Raw genomic sequence first — 20581 nt, 5'->3', positions numbered from 1 at the left:
TATGTAGCAAGGTTAAGTACTTAAGGTACGGAGCCGAAGGGAAACCGAGTCTGAATAGGGCGACTAGTTGCATGCCGTAGACCCGAAACCGGGTGACCTATCCATGGCCAGGTTGAAGCGAGGGTAAAACCTCGTGGAGGACCGAACCACGTTGCTGTTGAAAAAGCATGGGATGAGCTGTGGATAGCGGAGAAATTCCAATCGAACCCGGAGATAGCTGGTTCTCTCCGAAATAGCTTTAGGGCTAGCGTCGAGTATGAGTAGTGGAGGTAGAGCACTGAATGGGCTAGGGGGCATAGCGCTTACCGAACCTTATCAAACTCCGAATGCCACATACTATGAGCTCGGCAGTCAGACTGCGAATGATAAGATCCGTAGTCAAAAGGGAAACAGCCCAGATCGTCAGCTAAGGTCCCAAAGTGTAAGTTAAGTGGGAAAGGATGTGAGATTTCTAAGACAACTAGGATGTTGGCTTAGAAGCAGCCACTCATTAAAAGAGTGCGTAATAGCTCACTAGTCGAGAGATCTTGCGCCGAAAATGTAACGGGGCTAAACTTACCACCGAAGCTACGGGCTTGAATTTAATTCAAGCGGTAGGAGAGCGTCGTAATCGGGCTGAAGTCGTACCGTAAGGAGCGGTGGACTGATTACGAGTGAGAATGTTGGCATCAGTAGCGAGATGTGGGTGAGAATCCCACAGGCCGAAAACCTAAGGTTTCCTCAGGAAGGTTCGTCCGCTGAGGGTTAGTCGGGACCTAAGCCGAGGCCGAAAGGCGTAGGTGATGGACAACTGGTTGATATTCCAGTACCACTACCATCGTTATTATCGATGGCGTGACGCAGGAGGATAGTGTGTGCTAGCTATTGGATGCTAGTCTAAGCACTTAGGCAGTGAAAGTAGGCAAATCCGCTTTCATAATGCTGAGGTGTGATGGGGAAGGTTCCACGGAACCGAAGTACATGATTCCACGCTGCCAAGAAAAGCGTCTAGAGAGAGAAGTAGTGCCCGTACCGCAAACCGACACAGGTAGGTGAGGAGAGAATCCTAAGGCCGGCGGAAGAATTACAGTTAAGGAACTCGGCAAATTGACCCCGTAAGTTCGCGAGAAGGGGTGCCTACGAGAGTAGGCCGCAGAGAATAGGCCCAAGCAACTGTTTAGCAAAAACACAGGTCTCTGCTAAAGCGTAAGCTGATGTATAGGGGCTGACGCCTGCCCGGTGCTGGAAGGTTAAGGGGAATACTTAGCGCAAGCGAAGGTATGAACTTAAGCCCCAGTAAACGGCGGCCGTAACTATAACGGTCCTAAGGTAGCGAAATTCCTTGTCAGGTAAGTTCTGACCCGCACGAATGGCGTAATGACTTGGGCACTGTCTCAACTGTAAATCCGGCGAAGTTGTAGTGCGAGTGAAGATGCTCGCTACCCGCGATTGGACGGAAAGACCCCGTAGAGCTTTACTGTAGCTTAGCATTGAGTTTTGGTATTGTCTGTACAGGATAGGTGGGAGACTAGGAAACTAGGGCGTCAGCCTTAGTGGAGTCATCCTTGGGATACCACCCTGACAGTACTGAAATTCTAACTGGCGGCCATGAATCTGGTCACAGGACATTGTTAGGTGGGCAGTTTGACTGGGGCGGTCGCCTCCTAAAAAGTAACGGAGGCGCCCAAAGGTTCCCTCAGAACGGTCGGAAATCGTTCGAAGAGTGCAAAGGCAGAAGGGAGCCTGACTGCGACACCCACAAGTGGAGCAGGGACGAAAGTCGGGCTTAGTGATCCGGTGGTACCTCGTGGGAGGGCCATCGCTCAACGGATAAAAGCTACCTCGGGGATAACAGGCTGATCTCCCCCAAGAGTCCACATCGACGGGGAGGTTTGGCACCTCGATGTCGGCTCGTCGCATCCTGGGGCTGAAGTAGGTCCCAAGGGTTGGGCTGTTCGCCCATTAAAGCGGCACGCGAGCTGGGTTCAGAACGTCGTGAGACAGTTCGGTCCCTATCCGTCGCGGGCGTAGGAAATTTGAGAGGAGCTGTCCTTAGTACGAGAGGACCGGGATGGACTGACCTCTGGTGTACCAGTTGTTCCGCCAGGAGCACAGCTGGGTAGCTAAGTCGGGAATGGATAAACGCTGAAAGCATCTAAGCGTGAAGCCAACCTCAAGATGAGATTTCCCATAGCGTAAGCTAGTAAGATCCCTTGAAGAACACAAGGTTGATAGGTCGGGGGTGTAAGCATGGTAACATGTTCAGCTGACCGATACTAATAGATCGAGGGCTTGACCAAATTATAGTATTAATTATGTGCAATTTTGAAAGAACAATCTTTCTAAATCATCTGGTGATGATGTTCTTTAGGGTAACACCCGTTTCCATTCCGAACACGACGGTTAAGCCTTTAGAAGCCAATGGTACTGCACGGGAGACTGTGTGGGAGAGTAGGTGGTCGCCAGGTCTAATATTCCTCGATAGCTCAATGGTGGAGCACTCGGCTGTTAACCGATAGGCTGGAGGTTCGAGTCCTCTTCGAGGAGCCAAATCTAGTGATGATGCGTTTTAGGGTAACACCCGTTCCCATTCCGAACACGACGGTTAAGCCTTTTACGGTCGATGGTACTGCACGGGAGACTGTGTGGGAGAGTAGATGGTCGCTGGGTAAGATAAAGCTTGAATTTTATATTCAAGCTTTTTTATTTTGTTTAATTATAAATATCCACAGGAAAATAAATATTTAAAAGTTTATATTTTTCTGTGGATATTTTATTTTTGAAATTTATCCACAGGATTTATTGTGAAAATAATTAATGGTTCATTTGTGGATAACTTTTAGGATTGTTTTATACACAGAATAAATAATGAAATTCTAATAATTATTAAATTAATCTTTTAAAGTATATTTATAGTAAATAACCTTTCAAAATGATAGCTACTAATAAATATAAAACTTATTGTTTAAATAAAGATCATAAAAGTGTTATTAAACTTTTTTTATAAAAATACATTAACATGTGTAACAAATCTTTATTTAGTGAATAAAATAAATTATATATTTAGATTGAGTTAGAAATTTAAAAGAGTTAGTATTTTGGTTTAATAAGAATTACTTTATTAAATCAAATTAATTATTTAAATATAAATCGAGTTTTTATTTAATCCAAATTGTATTTTTTAGTAGATATTAATCGAATAAATATATTTTTATAAAAAAAGATATAAAATTTTTAAAAAATGTATTGACAGAATATCCATATATCTATATAATTAATACTTGTGAAGAGCATTTGTTCTTTAGGTGGTAAGGCTCGATAGCTCAGTCGGTAGAGCAGAGGACTGAAAATCCTCGTGTCGCTGGTTCGATTCCTGCTCGAGCCACCAGTTATGGCGCTATAGCCAAGTGGTAAGGCAGAGGTCTGCAAAACCTTTATTCCCCGGTTCAAATCCGGGTGGCGCCTCCATAAAAAACCTCAGTATATATACTGAGGTTTTTGCTTTGTAGCAAATTTACATATACACACTAAATTTTATTCCAAACACTAAAGATTAAGTGGATTTATCATTGATAAATCCACTTTTTTTATTTTAATATTTTATTTTAATACTTTCTTTTGATGGATCAAATATAAAGGAACCGCCTATAGGCAGTGTTAGATTAGGATAATCATGTCCGAAAGGGACTCCTATAATAATAGGTTTATTATAAGGTGTTAATATTGAAAGAATAGTTTCTAGAGTTTTAGGATTATAAGGTGTAAAATGACCAATTAAAAAGCCTTTACATGAATCTAATTTCTTAGATAGTTTTAATTGCATTAAAGCTCTATCTATAGCATAGTTTTCTTCATTTATATCTTCTAGCATTAGTACCTTATTTTTGGTGCTTATTTCATATGGAGTTCCTATAGAACTACAAAGCATAGTAAGGTTTCCGCCGCATAGAGAAGCTCTAAAGGGTGCTGGGTTTATTATTTTGAATTCATTGGTGGATATATCTATTAAATTACTATCATCTGTTAACATTGATAGTAAACTTTCTTCTGTTGATTTATCTGAGGTTATTTTTGAATTTATCATTGGACCATGAAATGTCGTTAATCCTGTTTTTTGAGAAATGCTATTTAATAGTACTGTGAGATCACTAAATCCACAAAGTATTTTAGGGTTTTTCTTTATTATGTTGAAGTCTAAGTAAGGCATCATTTTTATACAACCATATCCACCTCTATATGATATTATAGCCTTTACATCTTTATCTTCAAACATTTCCATTAAGTCTTTTGCTCTTTCCTTATCTGGAGCTGAAAGATATTCTTGCTTCTTTCTTAGATTTTTTCCTTCTTTAATTTTAAATCCTAGATTTTTAAATGACGATATATTATAGTTTATTACATCATTTTTATCACCGCTAGCTGGTGCAATTACACCGATAGTATCTCCTAATTTTATTTTTTGAAGCTTCATAAATTTCCTCCTAAAAAAATAGAGAGCAAATTTGCTCTCCTTAGTTTACAGTTCATTATATGCGCTTATTTTTCTATGTTTACTAAAAAACTAAAACATATCTTTTTTATATAATATGAATGCTATAAATGCACAAAGTGCTATTGAGAATGTCATAACTATATAGAATCCATATGGATGATTTAGTAGTGGCATATAGGCAAAGTTCATTCCGTATATACCTGATATTACAGTTAGGACAGACATTAGTATTGTAACTGAGGCTAATACCTTCATAACTATATTTAAGTTATTAGAAATTACAGATGCAAAGAAATCCATTGTGCTTCCTAATATATTACTGTATATATCAGTCATCTCTATTGCCTGCTTATTTTCGATTATAACATCCTCTAAAACATCCTTATCTTCTTCATATCTTTGAATAACATCTAGTTTAAGCATTTTTTCTAGGGTTATTTCATTTGATTTTAATGAAGTTGAGAAATAAACCAGAGATTTACTCAGAGAATGTAGTTGAACTAACTCTCTATTTTTCATTGATTTATGAAGACGCTTCTCTATCATTATACTTTTTTTATCTATTTGTCTTAGATATAAAAGATAGTAAGTGGAAACTCTATTTAGAATTTGTAGAATAAATCTTGATTTCTTAAATGAATAAAAATTTCTTACCTTATTTGAGGTAAAGTCTGTTAGAACTTTACTATTTTTTAGACATACAGTTATCAATTCATTTTTTGTATGTATTATTGCTAGTGGGTAAGTATCATATGTTAAAGAGTTATCCTCCATTTCTGTAAAAGGAATATCGACTATTATTAATATAACATCACCTTCTATATCTATACGAGATGTTTCTTCATCATCTAGAGGTGCTCTTAGAAAATCTATTGGCACTCCAGTTTTCTTTGCAATAAGAAGTAATTCTTCTTGTGAAGGTGCTATTATATTAATCCAACAACCTGGTTCAAGGGAGTCAATTTTCTTTAAAGTTCCATCTGTTTCATTTAAAGATTTATATATTTGAATCATTTTACCCCTCCCAAAGTAGTGAGTTATTTTGTGTTCAATTACCATTAAACAAGTTATTAAGAATAAAATCAAGAGAAATATATTAATTAATTAATTAATATATAATCAAGTAACTTTTAGAAAAAGAGAGGTACAAGCAATAGGTTTAGCATAAACTTAAAATATGATGAATTAAGAATAAAATTAATAGAATTTTGACTTTATGCTGGTAGATTTAATCTATGAAAATTAGTATAATGTGATTTGTTTATAATATTAAAAGTCGGGGGATTTTTAAAATGGGCACTATGCACAAGGAAGTAATTACAAAAAGAAGAGATGTGGCTATAGTCATTAGTATCATTGCTCTAAGTCTAATTATTAGTTTATCTAATGTTATTGGAAACATTAAGTTTGATTCTTTTAATGCGGAAATCATAACTGATCCAATATTTTTATTATTAACATTAGTTATATTTTTTAGAGAATATAGAAAATGTAAGACAAGCTATAGATATTCTATTGTAGCAAATCAATTAATGATTCACAAAATGAAAGGTAATGAGCAAGAAACATTAGAAAATGTTAAGATAAATAATATTGTTTATTTAGGAAAAGATAATTCTAAAAAGGCAAAAGAATTTAAAACATCATCTTGTAAGAAATATGTTTGTAGTTTATTAGATATGACAGGACATTATTGTTGTATTTATAAAAAAGAAGATAAATATTACAAATTCTATTTTAAGCCAAGTAAAGAACTTGTAAATAAATTAGAAAAAAACTTAGCATGTTAATTTTTATAAAGAAAAGAGAGTCGAAAGACTCTCTTTTTTAATATGGTTTTTCTTTAGAAAGATTAAATGTTTCTTTTATTTCTGATAATAGGAAATCACTTTCTATTAAATCTAAAGCTGTTGATATTAAGGCATATGAAGCTGAAAGTGCTTTATCTTGAGCAAATTCTGTTATTGTAGCATCTGCAAATGCCTTAGTTCCATATTCTATATTTACATTATCTATTATATTGACATATGGATGAATACATGGAACCTTATGACTTACTGCTCCTAGAGAAAGACCAGCATTTATATCACGAGGTTTTCCTATATTTATTATTCCATTCTCTTTTAAGTTGTGAGTATATAATCTATTTAATATTTGGTTTGATAAAAGTTCCTCACTCGGTGGTTCGTAAAGACATACAGAGGCCTCTAAATTCATAGAGTCAGCAACACAGCAAACAATATTTCTTATTTTTTGTTCTATGCATTTAGCTATTTCGGTATTTTGAGCCCTTATGTATAGTTTACCTTCTGATTCTGTTGGTCTTAGAAGTGGAGTAACACCACCCTGAGATAATATTGAGTTTATACTTGCTTTATTACAAAGTCCTTTAGATAAAGAGTTTATTATATTAAAAGTAAGCATTATACCATCAAGGGAGGTAAAGCTGTCAAAATCTAAAAAGCTTAATCCATCATTACCTTTAAAAGTTACTTTAAGAGGAATAATAGCTTTAGAAGTACCACTTTCAGAGGTAACAAGATCAGGATGAACAGTTAAAACTACATCTATATCATCGAATACACCTTGTCTAACAAATGTGGCTTTAGTTCCACCAAGATATTCTCCAGGACATCCTATTAAAATTACAGTTCCACCAGACTTTTCTATAACTTTACTAAGTCCTAAAGCACTTGTAACAGAAATAGTTGTAAGTAAATTATGACCTGTAATATGCCCTCCTTTAGATTTTATGGCATCATATTCGCATAAAAAGCATATTTTAGGGTAACCATTTCCTTTTTCAGCATAGAAAGCAGTATCTAAGTCTAAGAATCTTTCAAAGACAGTAAAATCTCTTTCTCTTAGGAAATTACTTATATATTTACAAGCGTCATATTCTTTATAACTTTCTTCTGGATTATCATGCAGAAATTTGCAAAGATTATATAAGTCTTGCTTTTCTGTAGATAAATAAGAAATAACTTCTTGTCTCATCGAAAAAACCTCCTAAATTTTTATAGCTTTAGTTTGTGCTACAATAAGAAAAATATTTATTTTTATTTACTTAAATATTTTTTTAGCATAGTATGTATAGAAAGCTACTATTTGGAAAGAAATATAGAAAACAAGAATTTTAAGGAGTGTTATCTATGAGTAAATCAATTTGTATAATTTGTGGAAAAGAAGGCTGTGGTATAATGATACGTGGTAAACTTATATGCACAGAGTGTGAAAAAAAAGCTATAAGTTGTGATATTAATAGTGATTTTTATGAATTCTATAAAAATAGATTAAAAGAAGAAGTTTACAAGAAAAAATTAGGATAAAAGAGGAGAGGATAGCGTTGAAAAATATTCCTATAATAAACGGAATATCAGAGTACTTAAAAGAAGAAATAATACCTTTCTCAATGCCTGGTCATAAAATGGGAAGAGGTTTTAAAGATATAAAAGAGATTCTTATAAATGGAGATTTAACTGAAGTTGATGGATTAGACAACCTTCAGCATCCAGAAGGAATAATAAAAGAAGCTGAGGATAAGCTTACTGAGTTGTATAAAAGTAAAAGAAGCTATTTTTTAGTAAATGGAAGTACATGCGGAAACTTAATAATGATATTTTCTTTATTTAAAGAAGGAGATAAAATTCTTGTAGAAAGAAACTGTCATAAGAGTATAATGAATGGAATAATAATGAGAAAGTTAAAGCCTATTTTCATAAACAATATATTTCATTCAAATCTTAAAGCACCAGTAGGAATAGATTTAAATCATTTAGAAAAGCAAATAAGTAAAAATAAAGATGTAAAAGGAATTGTATTAACTTATCCAAATTACTATGGTGTTGGAGTTAATATAGAAAAAACTATAGAAATAGCTAAAAATGCTAAGCTTAAGATAGGAATAGATTCAGCACATGGAGCGCATTTTGGATTTAGCAAATGCTTACCGAAAAGTGTACAAGAACTTGGTGCTGATATAGTTATAATGAGTGCTCATAAAACTTTACCAAGCTTAACTCAAACAGCATGGTTGCATGTTAATGATGAAAAATTTATAGAGGAAGTTGAGTTTTATAAAAATATATTTATGAGTACAAGTCCTTCATATATGTTTATGATGAGCCTAGATTACTCAAGAAACTTCTTAGAGGTTTATGCTGAAGAGGCTTATAAAAGCTTAGAAAAAATAATAGAGGATTTTAAAGAAGAGATAAAAGATATACCATATCTTAAAATTTTAGACAAAACTCTATTATTAAATGGATTAGAAAAAAACATTAAAATTAATGATATTAAAATAGATGAAAGCAGAGTTGTTATAAACTTAAAAGAAAACTTAAATGGAAATAAACTTTTAGACTATTTAAGAGAAAAGAAAATTCAATGTGAGATGAGCGACAATAAAAACGTGGTTTTAATACCATCACCTTTTAATACTAAAAATGACTTTGATGTTTTAGCAAAAGCTTTAAAAGAATGTAATACTAAATGTTTAGAGGATGAAGAAGTTGACTTTTACTTGACAGATTTGCCTAAAAAAGAGTTAGAACCATTTGAAGTCTTATATAAAGAGTATGAAAGAATTGAAATAGATAAAACTTTAAATAAAATTGTAGCTGAAAATATAGTTCCATATCCACCAGGAGTTCCTATGCTTATTACTGGTGAAGTAATAGAGGAAAAACACATAAAGCTTTTAAAAGAGTATATGAAAAATGGTGTAGATATAATAGGAATAAAGGATAATAAAATAAAAGTAGTTAAATAGAGATTAAAATCCAATTAGAATTTACTAATTGGATTTCTTATTTATATTAGATACTATTTTAAATTAATACGGATTTTAATATATATTAATATATTTTAAAAATAAGAAGTTTTTATTATATTTTCAACAAACTGCATAGAGTTAGTTTATATCAACTTTTATATATGAAAATTTGTTATAATAATTTTGTTGTACTTTAGATAAATTAATTAGTTTATATAGATTGGAGTAATTATGGGTAAGATATTTTGCGTAATTGGTAAGAGTGGTTCTGGTAAGGATACTATCTTAAAAGAAATAAATAGAATAGAAGGATTAGATCTGAAAACTATAGTTACATATACAACTCGTCCTAAAAGAAATAATGAGACTGATGGAGTTGAATATTTTTTTATAAATAAAGAGCAGTTGGATACTTTTAAAGATGAAGGAAAAATAATTGAATGTAGAGTTTATAATACTGTTCACGGAGATTGGTATTATTCAACAATAGATGATGGACAGATAGATTTAGAAAATAATAATTATATAGTTATTGTAACTTTAGAGGCATACTCAGAGTTTAGAAAATATTTTGGAGATGAGAAACTATTTCCACTATATATAAATCTAGATGATGGAGTTAGGTTAGAAAGAGCTTTAATAAGAGAAAAAGAGCAGAAGGAACCTAACTATAATGAGATGTGTAGAAGATTTTTGGCTGATAGTGAAGACTTTAGTAAAGAAAATTTAGAAGCAAATAAGATAACTAAGTATTATGATAATTATGAACTAGAAAAGTGTATAGAAGATATTGTAGAAGACATTAGAAAATATTCAAAGTAGTAATATGTGGGGGTGGAGAGAATGAAGGATGCTTTAAAGTTAACTTTATTAGGATTTTTAATAATCTTAATAGCAATATATTTAGCTGTTTCAATGGATAATTCAGATATGGTAAGTAAAGTTTTTGCTATAATTGGAGTTATTATTTCTGGAATTGGAATAAAAAAGATAAAGTAACTTTTTAATAAAGGGTTAATTATGAAGCTTATTAACTTAAACTGCTTATAAGATTTGGTTAAGTATAATAATTAATGATATAATTATCTAAAATATATTTTTGAAATTTAGGGTAGAGAGTAAGGAGGGCGTACTATGAAATTAGTGATATCTATAGTTCAAGATGATGATGCTTTAGATTTAGTAGATGCGTTAAATGAAAAAGGTTATAGCGTAACAAAATTAGCTACAACGGGTGGATTCTTAAAATCAGGAAACACTACGCTTTTAGCTGGAGTTCAAAAAGAGAAGGTTGATGACGTAATAAAAATAATAAAGAATATATGTGAAACTAGAAAAGGAGTTGTTAGTGCTCCAACAACAGTTTCAGAACCAGCAGGAGTATATATTCCATATCCAATGGAAGTTCAAGTAGGTGGGGCTACTATATTCGTTGTTGATGTAGATAAATTTGTGAAGATTTAAAGTAAGAAAGGAAAGTGCAGAAATGATAGGTCACAATAAAATTAGAGATAGATTTAATAAGAGTGTAAGCAAAAATGCACTTTCCCATGCTCATTTAATTATAGGTGAGGATGGAATAGGGAAAAGTCTTTTAGCTAAAGAATTTTCATATAAGATTTTAGGAATACCACCTCAAAATGAGCATGTAGATATTGTTCATTATAAGTCGGAGAAAGCATCTTTCGGTGTAGACTTAGTTAGAAGTATTATATCTGAGGCTAATAAAAAGCCTTATGAAGGTGATAGAAAAGTAATCATAATCCATGATGGAGAAAAGCTTACTGTGGCAGCACAGAACGCTTTATTAAAAACAATAGAAGAACCACTAACAGGGATTTTCATAATAATTTTAAGTAAAGATATTGATTCAATATTAGAGACTATAAGATCAAGATGTCAGATACATAGATTAGCACCTCTAAGTAGAGATGAAATAAATTTATATATAGAAGATAAGTATAGTAATATTGATTCAGAATTAAATAGAACTCTAATATCTTTCAGTGAAGGGATACCTGGAAGAGTAGATAAGTTTATGAGTGATGAAATTTTTAAGGATATTAGAAATACAGTTATAGAAATGCTAAAAGATATAGGTAATGGAAAGATTGATGTACCTATTAAATATGCAGATAAATTTTACAGCATGAAAGGGAATGAGCGTGAAGTTTTAGAGACTATAACTATTTTTGCAAGAGATTCAATTGTATTTAAAGAAATAGAAAATAACTTGTCCATTATCAATGGAGATAAAATAGAGGATATAAGAGAAATTGCAAGTAATTTATCTTATAATAAATTAAATAGAATAATAAAAGTAGTTAATGAGGCCAGAAATAATTTAAAGAGTAATACTAATCTATGGTTAACACTGGATAGCATGTTGATTAGTATATTGGAGGAATAAAGATGATTGAAGTAATAGGAGTCAGATTTAAAAAAGCTGGTAAAATATATTACTTTGGACCTAATGGTATAAAGATTAAAAAGGGTCAAAATGTAATTGTTGAGACTGCAAGAGGCGTTGAATTTGGTGAGTGTGTAATTGGAATAAGAAAAATAGAAGAGGAAGATATAGTTGCACCTTTAAAATCAGTGCTTAGACTGGCTACAGAGGAAGATATAAAAAAACATAAAGATAATAAAGCCAAAGAATCAGAAGCTTTTGAAATATGCTTAAAGAAAATAGAAGAGCATAAGCTTGTTATGAAATTAATAGATGTTGAATATACTTTTGATAATAATAAGGTAATATTCTACTTTACAGCAGAAGGAAGAGTAGACTTTAGAGAATTAGTAAAAGATTTAGCAACTATATTTAAAACAAGAATAGAGCTTAGACAAATAGGCGTTAGAGATGAGGCTAAAATGATAGGTGGACTTGGACCATGTGGAAGACCACTTTGTTGTTCAACATTCCTTGGAGATTTTGCTTCAGTTTCTATAAAGATGGCTAAGGAACAGAGCTTATCACTAAATCCAACAAAGATTTCAGGAATATGTGGAAGACTTATGTGTTGTTTAAATTATGAGCAAAACACATATGAGGAGATAAGAAAAGAACTTCCAAGGGTAGGGTCAATAGTTGAAACTGAGCTTGGAAAGGGAGAGGTTGTAGCTAACAACGTATTAAAAGAGTTAGTTAGAGTTAAGCTTCCAAGAAAGAATGAAGAATTCTTACAAGAATTTAAGATGTATGATGTAAAATTAATTTCTGGGGGATATGAGGGAGAAATTGAAGATACTCATATTAAACTAGAGGTTATTGATGAAAGTGATAAGGCATTAATTAAAAATTTAATTAAAGAGAACTAGCTCTATTTCAAGTTTTGTAATGATATTATATCTAATTTAATATTAATTCTAAATTTAGTATAATAATCTAAATATGTTTAAAACAGATATTATAATACTTTAAAAATTAATAGAAATGTGATAATATAAATATGGTATTTTAATACCAAACATTTTAGGAGGTGTTTTATTATGGCATATAAAATATTAGACACATGTGTAAGCTGTGGAGCATGCGCTGCTGAGTGTCCTGTAGAAGCAATATCACAAGGAGATACTCAATTCGTTATAGATGCTGATACTTGCATCGATTGCGGAAACTGCGCTAACGTTTGTCCAGTAGGATCACCAGTTGCAGAATAATATTATTTAAAGATCATCTTAGGATGATCTTTTTTTTTGCAGTCTTAAGGCTGCTTTTTTTATGTTTAAAATTAATTAAATAAGAAATTTATTGAATAAATATAGGCAGGTCATGGAAAAATAGAGTGGTAATAATGGTAGGAAGGGTGAATATTTTGAAACTTATAGATTTAAAAGTACTAGAGGGAAGAAATATTAAAGGTGATGGGAGATTAATCTATATTAATATAGGAGAATCGGAAAGAAAAAGGCTATATTGGCTCATAAATGATTATGAATTTATCTGTAGACAGATGAATATAGAAGGAAATTTGAGAGAAGTAATATATAATGAATTCGGTGGTGAAGCATGGCTTACTTATTTACATAAGGAGCTATCTGTATTTATTATTGAAAGTTTAGTTAGTGGAATGAGTGCAGATGACTTGTTAAATGAAGCTGTTTCAAAAAGAGAAGAACTTTGGGAGTATGAACTTATATATAAATGTAATAAAGAAGATATAGACTTTTTTAAAGTAAAAAATAATTCAGTAGTTATTGGCTACGGTGTTAACTCAAAAGTAATAACTAAAAAAGATTTTGAAGAAGAAAATTATGATTTAACTCTTAAAGATTATGGGGATATTCCTATAGTATCTATTACGGGTACTAATGGTAAAACATCAACGTCAAAATTAATATATAATACTTTTAAAAATTTAGGATACTTTACAGGATTAGCAAGCACTGGAGCTATTATTATAAATGATGAAGTTATAAAAAAAGGAGATACTACAGGATTTTATAGTGCTAAATCAGTTTTAACAAATCCTGATGTTGAAGTTGGAGTTTTAGAGACAGCTAGAGGTGGAATTTTAAGAAAAGGATTAGGATTTAAGCGCTCAAAGGTTGCTATAATAACTTCACTAACAGAGGATCATATAGGATCTGAAGGGATAAATACTTTAGAAGATTTAATGGATATTAAACTTATAACTGTGAGAGAAGTTGTACCAGATGGAAAAGTTGTTATAAAATCTGATAATAATCTCTATGACATATTGCAAACCAAGGATAATTTAGTGCTATTTAATTCTGAGAGAAATGAATGTATTGAAAGGCATATAGCTAATGGAAAAGAAGCGTGGTATGTTAAGGATAATGATATAGTCTGGTTTAATGGTGAAGAAGAAGTTAAAGTAGCGCCTATTAATGAGTTTAAATTTACTCATGGTGGTAAATCTAAAGCTAATATAAATAATGTTATTTCAACTTTGATAGCAGTGTTTGCGATACATAATAATTTAAAAGAAGTAGTCAACGCATTAAAGGTTATAGAGTGTGATGTCAATACTAATTTAGGAAGACAAAATATATTAAATATAGGAAAGTTTGATATGTTGTTGGACTATGGACATAATCCAGAAGCTTTTTCAGAAGTTTATTTTTTAGCACAGTCCTTAAAAAAAAGAAAGATAATTTCAATAATATCATCACCAGGTGATAGACTAGATGATTACATAAAAGAATTAGGAAGAATTACTGGACAAAATTCAGATTTGGTTATTATAAAAGAAACCTTTGATAGACGAGGAAGAAGTCCACTAGAGATAACTAATTTATTATGTGCTGGAATAAAAGAAGTAAATGATAAGGTGGAGTGTCTTTCTATTATTGATGAAAAGGAAGCTGTGAAAAAAGCTTTATTAAGTGCTAAGGAAGGAGATCTTATTGTTAACTTTAGTCAGCATTTGGATGTGATAATTCCAGTTATAAATGATTATTTGAAAAGTTTAGGTAAGGAAACAATAGATGTAGATTTAGAAGGGTTTCATTAAAATAAAAAACTTATTAAGCTTTGACTTAATAAGTTTTTTTCTATAATGCTTCTTCTTTTGAAATGTTTAGAATAATAATTTTTTGATTACAAGGAATAGTTTCTTTACTTAAAGACAATAAATCATTATGTTCCATGGCATAACCTTTCATTTTCATAAGAAAATTATCAAGTGTGTTTAAGTAGAAACTAAGATTTTGAGTTTTGTAATGCATGGGAATTATTACTCTTGGGTTTATATCATCTATAACTTTTATTAGATTATCTATAGATATTGTTAGGTGCTCACCAACTGGGACAAAGAGTACATCAATATGTCCTAAGTTATTTAGGGTTTTTCTTGATAGGATATGTCCTAAATCTCCTAAGTGGCAAAGGCTTATTCCATCACAGATTATTTTGAAAATGAAGTTTTTATCTCTTTTTAGACCACAACAATCATCATGAAATGAATGAAATGAATTTATTTTACAGAAGGTATTTTGATAGTCTACAAAGTCGTTTAATACTTTAGCATCTTCATTTATATAGGATGTACAAGAATGGTCAAAGTGCATATGGCTTATGGTTACAATGTCTACATCCCCTTTGTATGGTATGTATCCAATATCTAAATCAAATGGGTCCATTAATATTCTTTTACCTAATTCAGTTTTTATTAAGAAGCAAGAATGACCAAACCAATAAATATTCATTTTAATCCCTCCAATGAAAATTATTTATATTGTTGACACATATAATAAAATTAAACATAAAATATTAAAATAAATTTATTTAATTTAGATATTAATAAAAGAATTATTGAATAGATATATAGATTTGATTAAGTAGCTTAAATGTATTAATATAGATTGTATATTAAGGTCAGTAAAGGTCAGATTTAAGGAGTGATATATATGGCTAAATTATCTGATTCAATAGAATACTTTTTAAAAGAACTATTAGAAAAGACAGATGATAACAATTTAAGAATAAGAAGAAATGAGTTAGCAGATAAATTTAATTGTGCACCATCTCAAATAAATTATGTTTTAACAACAAGATTTACTTATGAAAAAGGATACTTAATAGAAAGTAGAAGAGGTGGTGGTGGATACATTGTTATAAAAAAAGTAATCCACGAAGTTCATGCAGATAGAAGAGATTTAATCTATGATGAGATTGGTACAGGAATTACATATCATAATGCAGCTGCAATCATAGATAGTTTATTTGAACATAATATTATAGATGATAAAACAGCCAATCTTACAAAAGTTGCAATAAATGATAGAACCCTTCAGAATTCTAAGAATATAAATGAAACAAGGGCAGATATTTTTAAGGCTATGCTTATGGTATTGTTGAAGTAATTTTATGGGGAGTTGAGGAGTTTGCTTTGTGAGAGGTGTAATAAAAATGAGGCTACTATACAATTAGTTAAGGATACTGATAATGGAAAAGAAAGTATAATGCTTTGTGATAAATGTGCGGTTGAAATAATGAATTCATCTTTGGAAGAGGAAATTACTTTAGATGATTTTTTGATGGATTTAAATAGTTATATAGAAGCTACAGAAAGTTTGCTTGAAATAGATGATGAAAGGTGCATAAGGTGTGGAACTGAGTACTGTGACTTTGAGGATACAAGGTTGCTTGGGTGTGAAAAATGCTATGAAAGTTTTAGTGTGAAAATAAGTGACTACTTTAGGTGGAAACAAGCTGGTAGAAAACATAGAGGAAAAACTCCTAAAAGCTTAAATTTATATTTTCAAAGTTCTGAACTTTTAATGCTAGAAGAACAACTTAAACTTAATATAATAAACGAGGAGTATGAAGAAGCAATTGTTACTAAAGAAAAGATACATGATTTGAAAAAAATTATGGAGGGAGATAGTAATGATGATTCAATGGATAAGTCCTCAGAGTAATAATAGTGTAGTTATAGCATCAAAGGTTATATTGTTTAGAAATTTAAAAGGAATTAAGTTTGCACAATTTTTAAATAAGGGTGAGAGCAAACAAGTTATAGATAGGGTATTAAACGCATTGAAGAAAAAGAACATTTTGGATAAATGTTATACTTCAAGATTAGATGAAGAAAAATACTTGTTAGAGTATGAGAAAGAGAATTTTGGAATTGCAAGAGATTTTATAAATATATCAAATATGGCTTTGATTACAAGTGAAAGTGGAAATTTTAGTATATTATTGAATGAAGAAGAACATATTGGGATAGAATCTACAAAGAGTGGATTAAATTTAAAGGAAGCTTATACTAATGTAGATAAATTAGATGATTTAATTGATGAAGAACTAGATTATTCATTTAGTGAAGAGTTTGGATATTTAACTTCAAATGTTAAAAAGGCAGGCACTGGATTGATAGCTAAGTCAATTATACATTTGCCTATATTAAGTCTTAATAATTGTATAAGAGAAATAAGAGAAAAACTATTAGATGAAGGAATTTCAATAAAAAGCACATATAGATTAGGAAGCAAAGAGGTTGGAAATATCTACGAGATAACAAATTTAAAGACTTTAGGATTAACAGAGATAGAGATACTAGATTCTATTACATCAATTACAAATAAAATTGTTCTTCAAGAAAAAAACGCAAGAGAAAAACTATTTAAAAATGGAGACCTAGAAATTAAAGATACTATCTTTAGAGCTTTGGGAACTCTTAAAAATGCATATATCATAGATATAAATGAAGCACTAAGACTTCTTTCATATGTAAGGCTTGGAGTAGAGACTGGGATCATAGAAGGAGTTAACTTAGAGGTTATAAATTCAGCAATGGTGGGTATTCAACCTGCAATAATAAATAAAACTTTAGAAACAAAGCTAAATATACAAAGTCTTAAAATAGAGAGAGCTAAAATTATTAGAAATGCTTTAAACACATAATATAGGGTATTGGGAGGTAAAAGATGCGTCTTGATAATTTTAATGAAAATTCCAAAATAGTAATCAATAAGGGAAAAGAAAGTTCACTAATGCTTAAGCATGGATATATGGGTACAGAACATTTATTAATAGGTTTAATTAATGAAAATGGACAATGTTCTAAAGTTTTGGAAGAAAATAATATAACTGAAGAAAAGGTGCTAAGTTTTATTAAATTATATGTTGGAATTGGAGAAGTAAATTATAGTTTGGATGAGGTTCCTTTTACGCCTAGATGCAAAAGAGTTTTAGATAAAAGTATAGAATTAGCAAAGGATGCTGGTCATGGCGATTCAAGACCAGAACACATATTGATGGCTTTAATAAAAGAAAATGATGGCGTAGCTAATTTGATAGTTAGAAAAATAGTAAAAGGTGAACTTAAAGACATAACAGATAAAATAAGCAATATACTTGGCAGACTTCCAAGTAAGGAAAGTAAAAGTGTTAAAGAAAAAGAGAAAATAAAAAGAAAAGATACTCCTACGTTAAATATGTATGGAATAAATTTAATTGAGAAAGCAGAGAAAGATAAATTAGATCCTGTAATAGGAAGACATGATGAAACTCAAAGACTTTTAGAAATTCTTTGTAGAAGAATGAAAAATAATCCTTGTTTAATTGGAGAACCAGGTGTTGGTAAAACAGCTGTAGTTGAAGGATTAGCTCAGAGAATTATATTAGGAGAAGTTCCTGATATGATTAAGGATAAGAAAATATATACTTTAGATGTAACTGCCATGCTTGCCGGAGCTAAGTATAGAGGTGAATTTGAAGAGAGATTAAAAAAAGTATTAAATGAAGTTAAAGATGCAGATGATATAATTCTTTTTATAGATGAAATGCACAATATAGTTGGAGCTGGTGGAGCAGAAGGCGCAATAGATGCTTCGAATATATTAAAACCAGCTTTAGCAAGAGGGGAAATCCAATGTATTGGAGCAACTACAACGGATGAATATAGAAAAAACATAGAAAAGGATTCTGCATTAGAAAGAAGATTTCAACCCATAGTAGTTAATGAACCTAGCAAAGAAGATTCATTATTAATACTAAAAGGTGTAAAGGATAAATATGAAACTCATCACAATGTTAAATTAACTGAAGAGGCAATAGAGGCTGCAGTTAATTTATCACATAGATATATAACAGATAGATTTTTGCCAGATAAGGCAATAGATTTAATTGATGAGGCTGCTGCTAAAGTAAGAATAGAAAGTATGTCTACTCCTCCGAACTTACAAGAAAAAGAGGATGAGATTTTAAAAATAAGAAAAGAAAAAGAAGAGGCTATAAAAATTCAAGATTTTGAATTAGCAGCTAAACTTAGAGATGATGAGGGAATTTTAAAAGAAGAATTAGAAGAGGAAATAGAACTTTGGAGAGAAGAAAATGCTTCAAAGGTTTATATAGTAGATAAAGAGCATATAGCCAAAGTTGTTTCAAAGTGGACTCAGATTCCAGTTGAAAGATTAACGGAAAAGGAATCTAGCAAGTTATTAAAATTAGAAGAGAAGCTAAGCCAAAGAGTTATTGGTCAATTAGAAGCTATAAAGACTATTTCTAAAGCTGTTAGACGGTCAAGAGTAGGATTAAAAGATCCTAAAAGACCAATTGGATCTTTTGCATTCTTAGGTCCAACAGGTGTAGGGAAAACAGAGCTTTGCAAAGCTTTAGCAGAAGCTATGTTTGGTGATGAAAATAAGTTTGTTAGATTAGATATGTCTGAATATATGGAAAAGCATGGAGTTTCTAGGCTTATAGGAGCCCCTCCTGGGTATGTAGGGTATGAAGAAGGTGGTCAACTTACAGAAAAGGTAAGAAGAAATCCTTATTCAGTAATACTTTTTGATGAAATAGAAAAAGCACATCAAGATATATTCAATGTTCTTCTTCAAATATTAGAAGATGGTGTCTTAACCGATGGTAAGGGAAGAACTGTAGACTTTAAAAATACAATAATAATAATGACATCTAATATAGGTGCTGATAAGCTAGATAAGAAAAATGCTGTTGGATTTAGTGCTTTAGAAGATAGAGAAAGAAATTATGATAGCATGAAAAACTTAATGCTAGATGAGTTAAAGAGAAGCTTTAAACCTGAATTTGTTAATAGATTAGATGATATCGTTGTATTCCATAGTTTAGAGAAAGAGCATTTGATAAAAATAGTTGATTTAATGATAGGGTCATTAAAGGATAGACTAAATGAGTTAGAATTATCATTGAATTTCTCTAATGAGTGTAAGGAATTTTTAGTTAAGAAGGGAACGGAACTAAAATATGGAGCTAGACCACTTAGAAGAGTAATAACTAAATATATAGAAGATAAGTTAAGTGAAGAACTTTTAAGTGGAAATATATTGAAAGGAAATGAAGTAGATGTATTTCTAGAAGATGATATTGTAAAATTTAAGAAAACTATTTGATTATAATGTATAATAAGGTTATATATGGTAGAATGTATATAACCTTATTTTTATTATTGTGGTTTGGGGGAGTTTGTATGGAAGTACTATTTATAGTATTAGGGTTAATAGCTTTTGGGGTAGCATTCTATGTTTGGAAAAATGAAAAGCTAGAATTATTTAAAATTGAAGAAGCGGCTATGATTAATATGACAGAAAAAGATAAAAGTGATGTAATTAAGAGTTTATCATCACCAATTGCTTTGTTAGGTGTTTTACTTATCTCTTTGGCTATTAATGCAGATAAATGGGGACTATCCTTTGTATTAGTAGTAATAGGAATAATAGGTTTGTTTATTGTTGTAGAAAAGAGAACTATTAATGGAATTAACACTACATTTAAAGCTAAAAAACTAAAAACAAAAATAAATAAGAAAAGAAGATAAAATTTGGCTCTATTGTATTCTAAATCACAGAATATTGTAGAGCTTTTTTGATAGAATTAAAATAAATATTAA

19 protein-coding genes, 3 tRNA genes and 3 rRNA genes (1 of these 25 only partly in view) are annotated in these 20581 nt (G+C 30.9%); 21 read left to right on the top strand and 4 right to left on the bottom strand.

Annotated elements, in window-relative coordinates; translation table 11 throughout:
• The 6 genes from ACQZHJ_RS16640 to ACQZHJ_RS16615 form a co-directional block, all read left to right on the top strand.
• A 23S ribosomal RNA gene (locus tag ACQZHJ_RS16640) occupies positions 1–2279 on the top strand; it begins 626 nt to the left of the window's first position.
• Positions 2280–2329: 50 nt separating this feature from the next.
• Positions 2330–2447: ribosomal RNA gene (gene rrf / locus ACQZHJ_RS16635) — 5S ribosomal RNA — on the top strand.
• Positions 2448–2454: 7 nt separating this feature from the next.
• Positions 2455–2529, top strand: a tRNA-Asn gene (locus tag ACQZHJ_RS16630).
• A gap of 2 nt (positions 2530–2531) precedes the next feature.
• Positions 2532–2649 (top strand): 5S ribosomal RNA (rrf, locus tag ACQZHJ_RS16625).
• 642 nt (positions 2650–3291) lie between these two features.
• Positions 3292–3367: transfer RNA gene (locus ACQZHJ_RS16620), tRNA-Phe, on the top strand.
• 5 nt (positions 3368–3372) lie between these two features.
• A tRNA-Cys gene (locus tag ACQZHJ_RS16615) sits at positions 3373–3447 on the top strand.
• Positions 3448–3571: 124 nt separating this feature from the next.
• On the opposite strand, the gene ACQZHJ_RS16610 is transcribed toward ACQZHJ_RS16615, so the two are convergent.
• Positions 3572–4450, bottom strand: coding sequence for a S66 peptidase family protein (locus ACQZHJ_RS16610; protein WP_430486604.1), 879 nt, complete (start codon positions 4448–4450; stop codon positions 3572–3574).
• 90 nt (positions 4451–4540) lie between these two features.
• Positions 4541–5485, bottom strand: coding sequence for a magnesium transporter CorA family protein (locus tag ACQZHJ_RS16605; protein ID WP_430486603.1), 945 nt, complete (start codon positions 5483–5485; stop codon positions 4541–4543).
• A gap of 278 nt (positions 5486–5763) precedes the next feature.
• Between ACQZHJ_RS16605 and ACQZHJ_RS16600 the strand changes: the two genes are divergently transcribed.
• On the top strand, positions 5764–6261 hold the full coding sequence (locus ACQZHJ_RS16600; RefSeq protein ID WP_430486602.1) for a hypothetical protein: 498 nt from the start codon (positions 5764–5766) through the stop codon (positions 6259–6261).
• 37 nt (positions 6262–6298) lie between these two features.
• On the opposite strand, the gene ACQZHJ_RS16595 is transcribed toward ACQZHJ_RS16600, so the two are convergent.
• Entirely contained in the window at positions 6299–7468 is a 1170-nt protein-coding gene (locus ACQZHJ_RS16595) for a M20 family peptidase (protein WP_430486601.1), read from the bottom strand.
• A 155-nt stretch (positions 7469–7623) separates the two neighbouring features.
• On the opposite strand from ACQZHJ_RS16595, the gene ACQZHJ_RS16590 reads away from it, so the two are divergent.
• The 9 genes from ACQZHJ_RS16590 to ACQZHJ_RS16550 all read left to right on the top strand — a co-directional run bounded on the left by ACQZHJ_RS16590 (position 7624) and on the right by ACQZHJ_RS16550 (position 14722).
• A complete protein-coding gene (locus tag ACQZHJ_RS16590) occupies positions 7624–7800 on the top strand; it encodes a sigma factor G inhibitor Gin (RefSeq protein WP_430486600.1) in 177 nt (58 codons plus the stop codon).
• 17 nt (positions 7801–7817) lie between these two features.
• Positions 7818–9242, top strand: a complete 1425-nt coding sequence (locus ACQZHJ_RS16585) for an aminotransferase class I/II-fold pyridoxal phosphate-dependent enzyme (RefSeq protein WP_430486599.1) — start codon at positions 7818–7820, stop codon at positions 9240–9242.
• Positions 9243–9476: 234 nt separating this feature from the next.
• On the top strand, positions 9477–10067 hold the full coding sequence (locus ACQZHJ_RS16580) for a guanylate kinase (protein ID WP_430486598.1): 591 nt from the start codon (positions 9477–9479) through the stop codon (positions 10065–10067).
• Between the two features lie 21 nt (positions 10068–10088).
• Positions 10089–10244 carry a hypothetical protein gene (locus ACQZHJ_RS16575; RefSeq protein ID WP_430486597.1) on the top strand — a complete coding sequence of 52 codons (156 nt, stop codon included), beginning with the start codon at positions 10089–10091 and terminating at the stop codon, positions 10242–10244.
• Between the two features lie 135 nt (positions 10245–10379).
• On the top strand, positions 10380–10709 hold the full coding sequence (locus ACQZHJ_RS16570) for a cyclic-di-AMP receptor (RefSeq protein WP_430486596.1): 330 nt from the start codon (positions 10380–10382) through the stop codon (positions 10707–10709).
• 22 nt (positions 10710–10731) lie between these two features.
• On the top strand, positions 10732–11655 hold the full coding sequence (locus tag ACQZHJ_RS16565) for a DNA polymerase III subunit delta' (protein ID WP_430486595.1): 924 nt from the start codon (positions 10732–10734) through the stop codon (positions 11653–11655).
• A gap of 2 nt (positions 11656–11657) precedes the next feature.
• Positions 11658–12563, top strand: coding sequence for a PSP1 domain-containing protein (locus ACQZHJ_RS16560; protein WP_430486594.1), 906 nt, complete (start codon positions 11658–11660; stop codon positions 12561–12563).
• A gap of 171 nt (positions 12564–12734) precedes the next feature.
• On the top strand, positions 12735–12905 hold the full coding sequence (locus ACQZHJ_RS16555) for a DUF362 domain-containing protein (protein WP_300346563.1): 171 nt from the start codon (positions 12735–12737) through the stop codon (positions 12903–12905).
• A 146-nt stretch (positions 12906–13051) separates the two neighbouring features.
• Positions 13052–14722 (top strand): Mur ligase family protein, encoded by a 1671-nt coding sequence (locus ACQZHJ_RS16550; protein WP_430486593.1) that lies wholly within the window; start codon positions 13052–13054, stop codon positions 14720–14722.
• 40 nt (positions 14723–14762) lie between these two features.
• Here the strand turns inward: ACQZHJ_RS16550 and ACQZHJ_RS16545 are convergent, their stop codons facing one another.
• Positions 14763–15416 carry an MBL fold metallo-hydrolase gene (locus ACQZHJ_RS16545; protein ID WP_430486592.1) on the bottom strand — a complete coding sequence of 218 codons (654 nt, stop codon included), beginning with the start codon at positions 15414–15416 and terminating at the stop codon, positions 14763–14765.
• A 201-nt stretch (positions 15417–15617) separates the two neighbouring features.
• Between ACQZHJ_RS16545 and ACQZHJ_RS16540 the strand changes: the two genes are divergently transcribed.
• From ACQZHJ_RS16540 to ACQZHJ_RS16520, 5 genes are all read left to right on the top strand, one after another.
• Complete coding sequence (locus tag ACQZHJ_RS16540) at positions 15618–16073, top strand: CtsR family transcriptional regulator (RefSeq protein ID WP_430486591.1); 456 nt, start codon at positions 15618–15620, stop codon at positions 16071–16073.
• 21 nt (positions 16074–16094) lie between these two features.
• Positions 16095–16631, top strand: a complete 537-nt coding sequence (locus ACQZHJ_RS16535) for a hypothetical protein (protein WP_430486589.1) — start codon at positions 16095–16097, stop codon at positions 16629–16631.
• Positions 16600–17616 (top strand): protein arginine kinase, encoded by a 1017-nt coding sequence (locus ACQZHJ_RS16530; RefSeq protein WP_430486588.1) that lies wholly within the window; start codon positions 16600–16602, stop codon positions 17614–17616. The genes ACQZHJ_RS16535 and ACQZHJ_RS16530 overlap by 32 nt, the downstream gene beginning before the upstream one ends.
• 23 nt (positions 17617–17639) lie before the next feature.
• On the top strand, positions 17640–20084 hold the full coding sequence (locus tag ACQZHJ_RS16525) for an ATP-dependent Clp protease ATP-binding subunit (protein ID WP_430486587.1): 2445 nt from the start codon (positions 17640–17642) through the stop codon (positions 20082–20084).
• A 77-nt stretch (positions 20085–20161) separates the two neighbouring features.
• Positions 20162–20509 carry a hypothetical protein gene (locus ACQZHJ_RS16520; protein ID WP_430486586.1) on the top strand — a complete coding sequence of 116 codons (348 nt, stop codon included), beginning with the start codon at positions 20162–20164 and terminating at the stop codon, positions 20507–20509.
• Positions 20510–20581: the final 72 nt, after the last annotated feature.

Origin of the sequence: Clostridium sp. B9 (assembly GCF_050509515.1) — a bacterium.
Taxonomy (GTDB): Bacteria; Bacillota; Clostridia; order Clostridiales; family Clostridiaceae; genus Sarcina.
Note: the sequence above shows the minus strand (reverse complement) of the source record. Positions and strands in the feature narration are given on the sequence as shown.

Coding starts and splice junctions, on each gene's coding strand:
- ACQZHJ_RS16580 (WP_430486598.1), top strand. CDS start 9,477: ATGGGTAAGATATTTTGCGTAATTGGTAAGAGTGGTTCTGGTAAGGAT.
- ACQZHJ_RS16555 (WP_300346563.1), top strand. CDS start 12,735: ATGGCATATAAAATATTAGACACATGTGTAAGCTGTGGAGCATGCGCT.
- ACQZHJ_RS16575 (WP_430486597.1), top strand. CDS start 10,089: ATGAAGGATGCTTTAAAGTTAACTTTATTAGGATTTTTAATAATCTTA.
- ACQZHJ_RS16610 (WP_430486604.1), bottom strand. CDS start 4,450: ATGAAGCTTCAAAAAATAAAATTAGGAGATACTATCGGTGTAATTGCA.
- ACQZHJ_RS16605 (WP_430486603.1), bottom strand. CDS start 5,485: ATGATTCAAATATATAAATCTTTAAATGAAACAGATGGAACTTTAAAG.
- ACQZHJ_RS16540 (WP_430486591.1), top strand. CDS start 15,618: ATGGCTAAATTATCTGATTCAATAGAATACTTTTTAAAAGAACTATTA.
- ACQZHJ_RS16565 (WP_430486595.1), top strand. CDS start 10,732: ATGATAGGTCACAATAAAATTAGAGATAGATTTAATAAGAGTGTAAGC.
- ACQZHJ_RS16570 (WP_430486596.1), top strand. CDS start 10,380: ATGAAATTAGTGATATCTATAGTTCAAGATGATGATGCTTTAGATTTA.
- ACQZHJ_RS16600 (WP_430486602.1), top strand. CDS start 5,764: ATGGGCACTATGCACAAGGAAGTAATTACAAAAAGAAGAGATGTGGCT.
- ACQZHJ_RS16560 (WP_430486594.1), top strand. CDS start 11,658: ATGATTGAAGTAATAGGAGTCAGATTTAAAAAAGCTGGTAAAATATAT.
- ACQZHJ_RS16590 (WP_430486600.1), top strand. CDS start 7,624: ATGAGTAAATCAATTTGTATAATTTGTGGAAAAGAAGGCTGTGGTATA.
- ACQZHJ_RS16530 (WP_430486588.1), top strand. CDS start 16,600: ATGATGATTCAATGGATAAGTCCTCAGAGTAATAATAGTGTAGTTATA.
- ACQZHJ_RS16520 (WP_430486586.1), top strand. CDS start 20,162: ATGGAAGTACTATTTATAGTATTAGGGTTAATAGCTTTTGGGGTAGCA.
- ACQZHJ_RS16595 (WP_430486601.1), bottom strand. CDS start 7,468: ATGAGACAAGAAGTTATTTCTTATTTATCTACAGAAAAGCAAGACTTA.
- ACQZHJ_RS16525 (WP_430486587.1), top strand. CDS start 17,640: ATGCGTCTTGATAATTTTAATGAAAATTCCAAAATAGTAATCAATAAG.
- ACQZHJ_RS16545 (WP_430486592.1), bottom strand. CDS start 15,416: ATGAATATTTATTGGTTTGGTCATTCTTGCTTCTTAATAAAAACTGAA.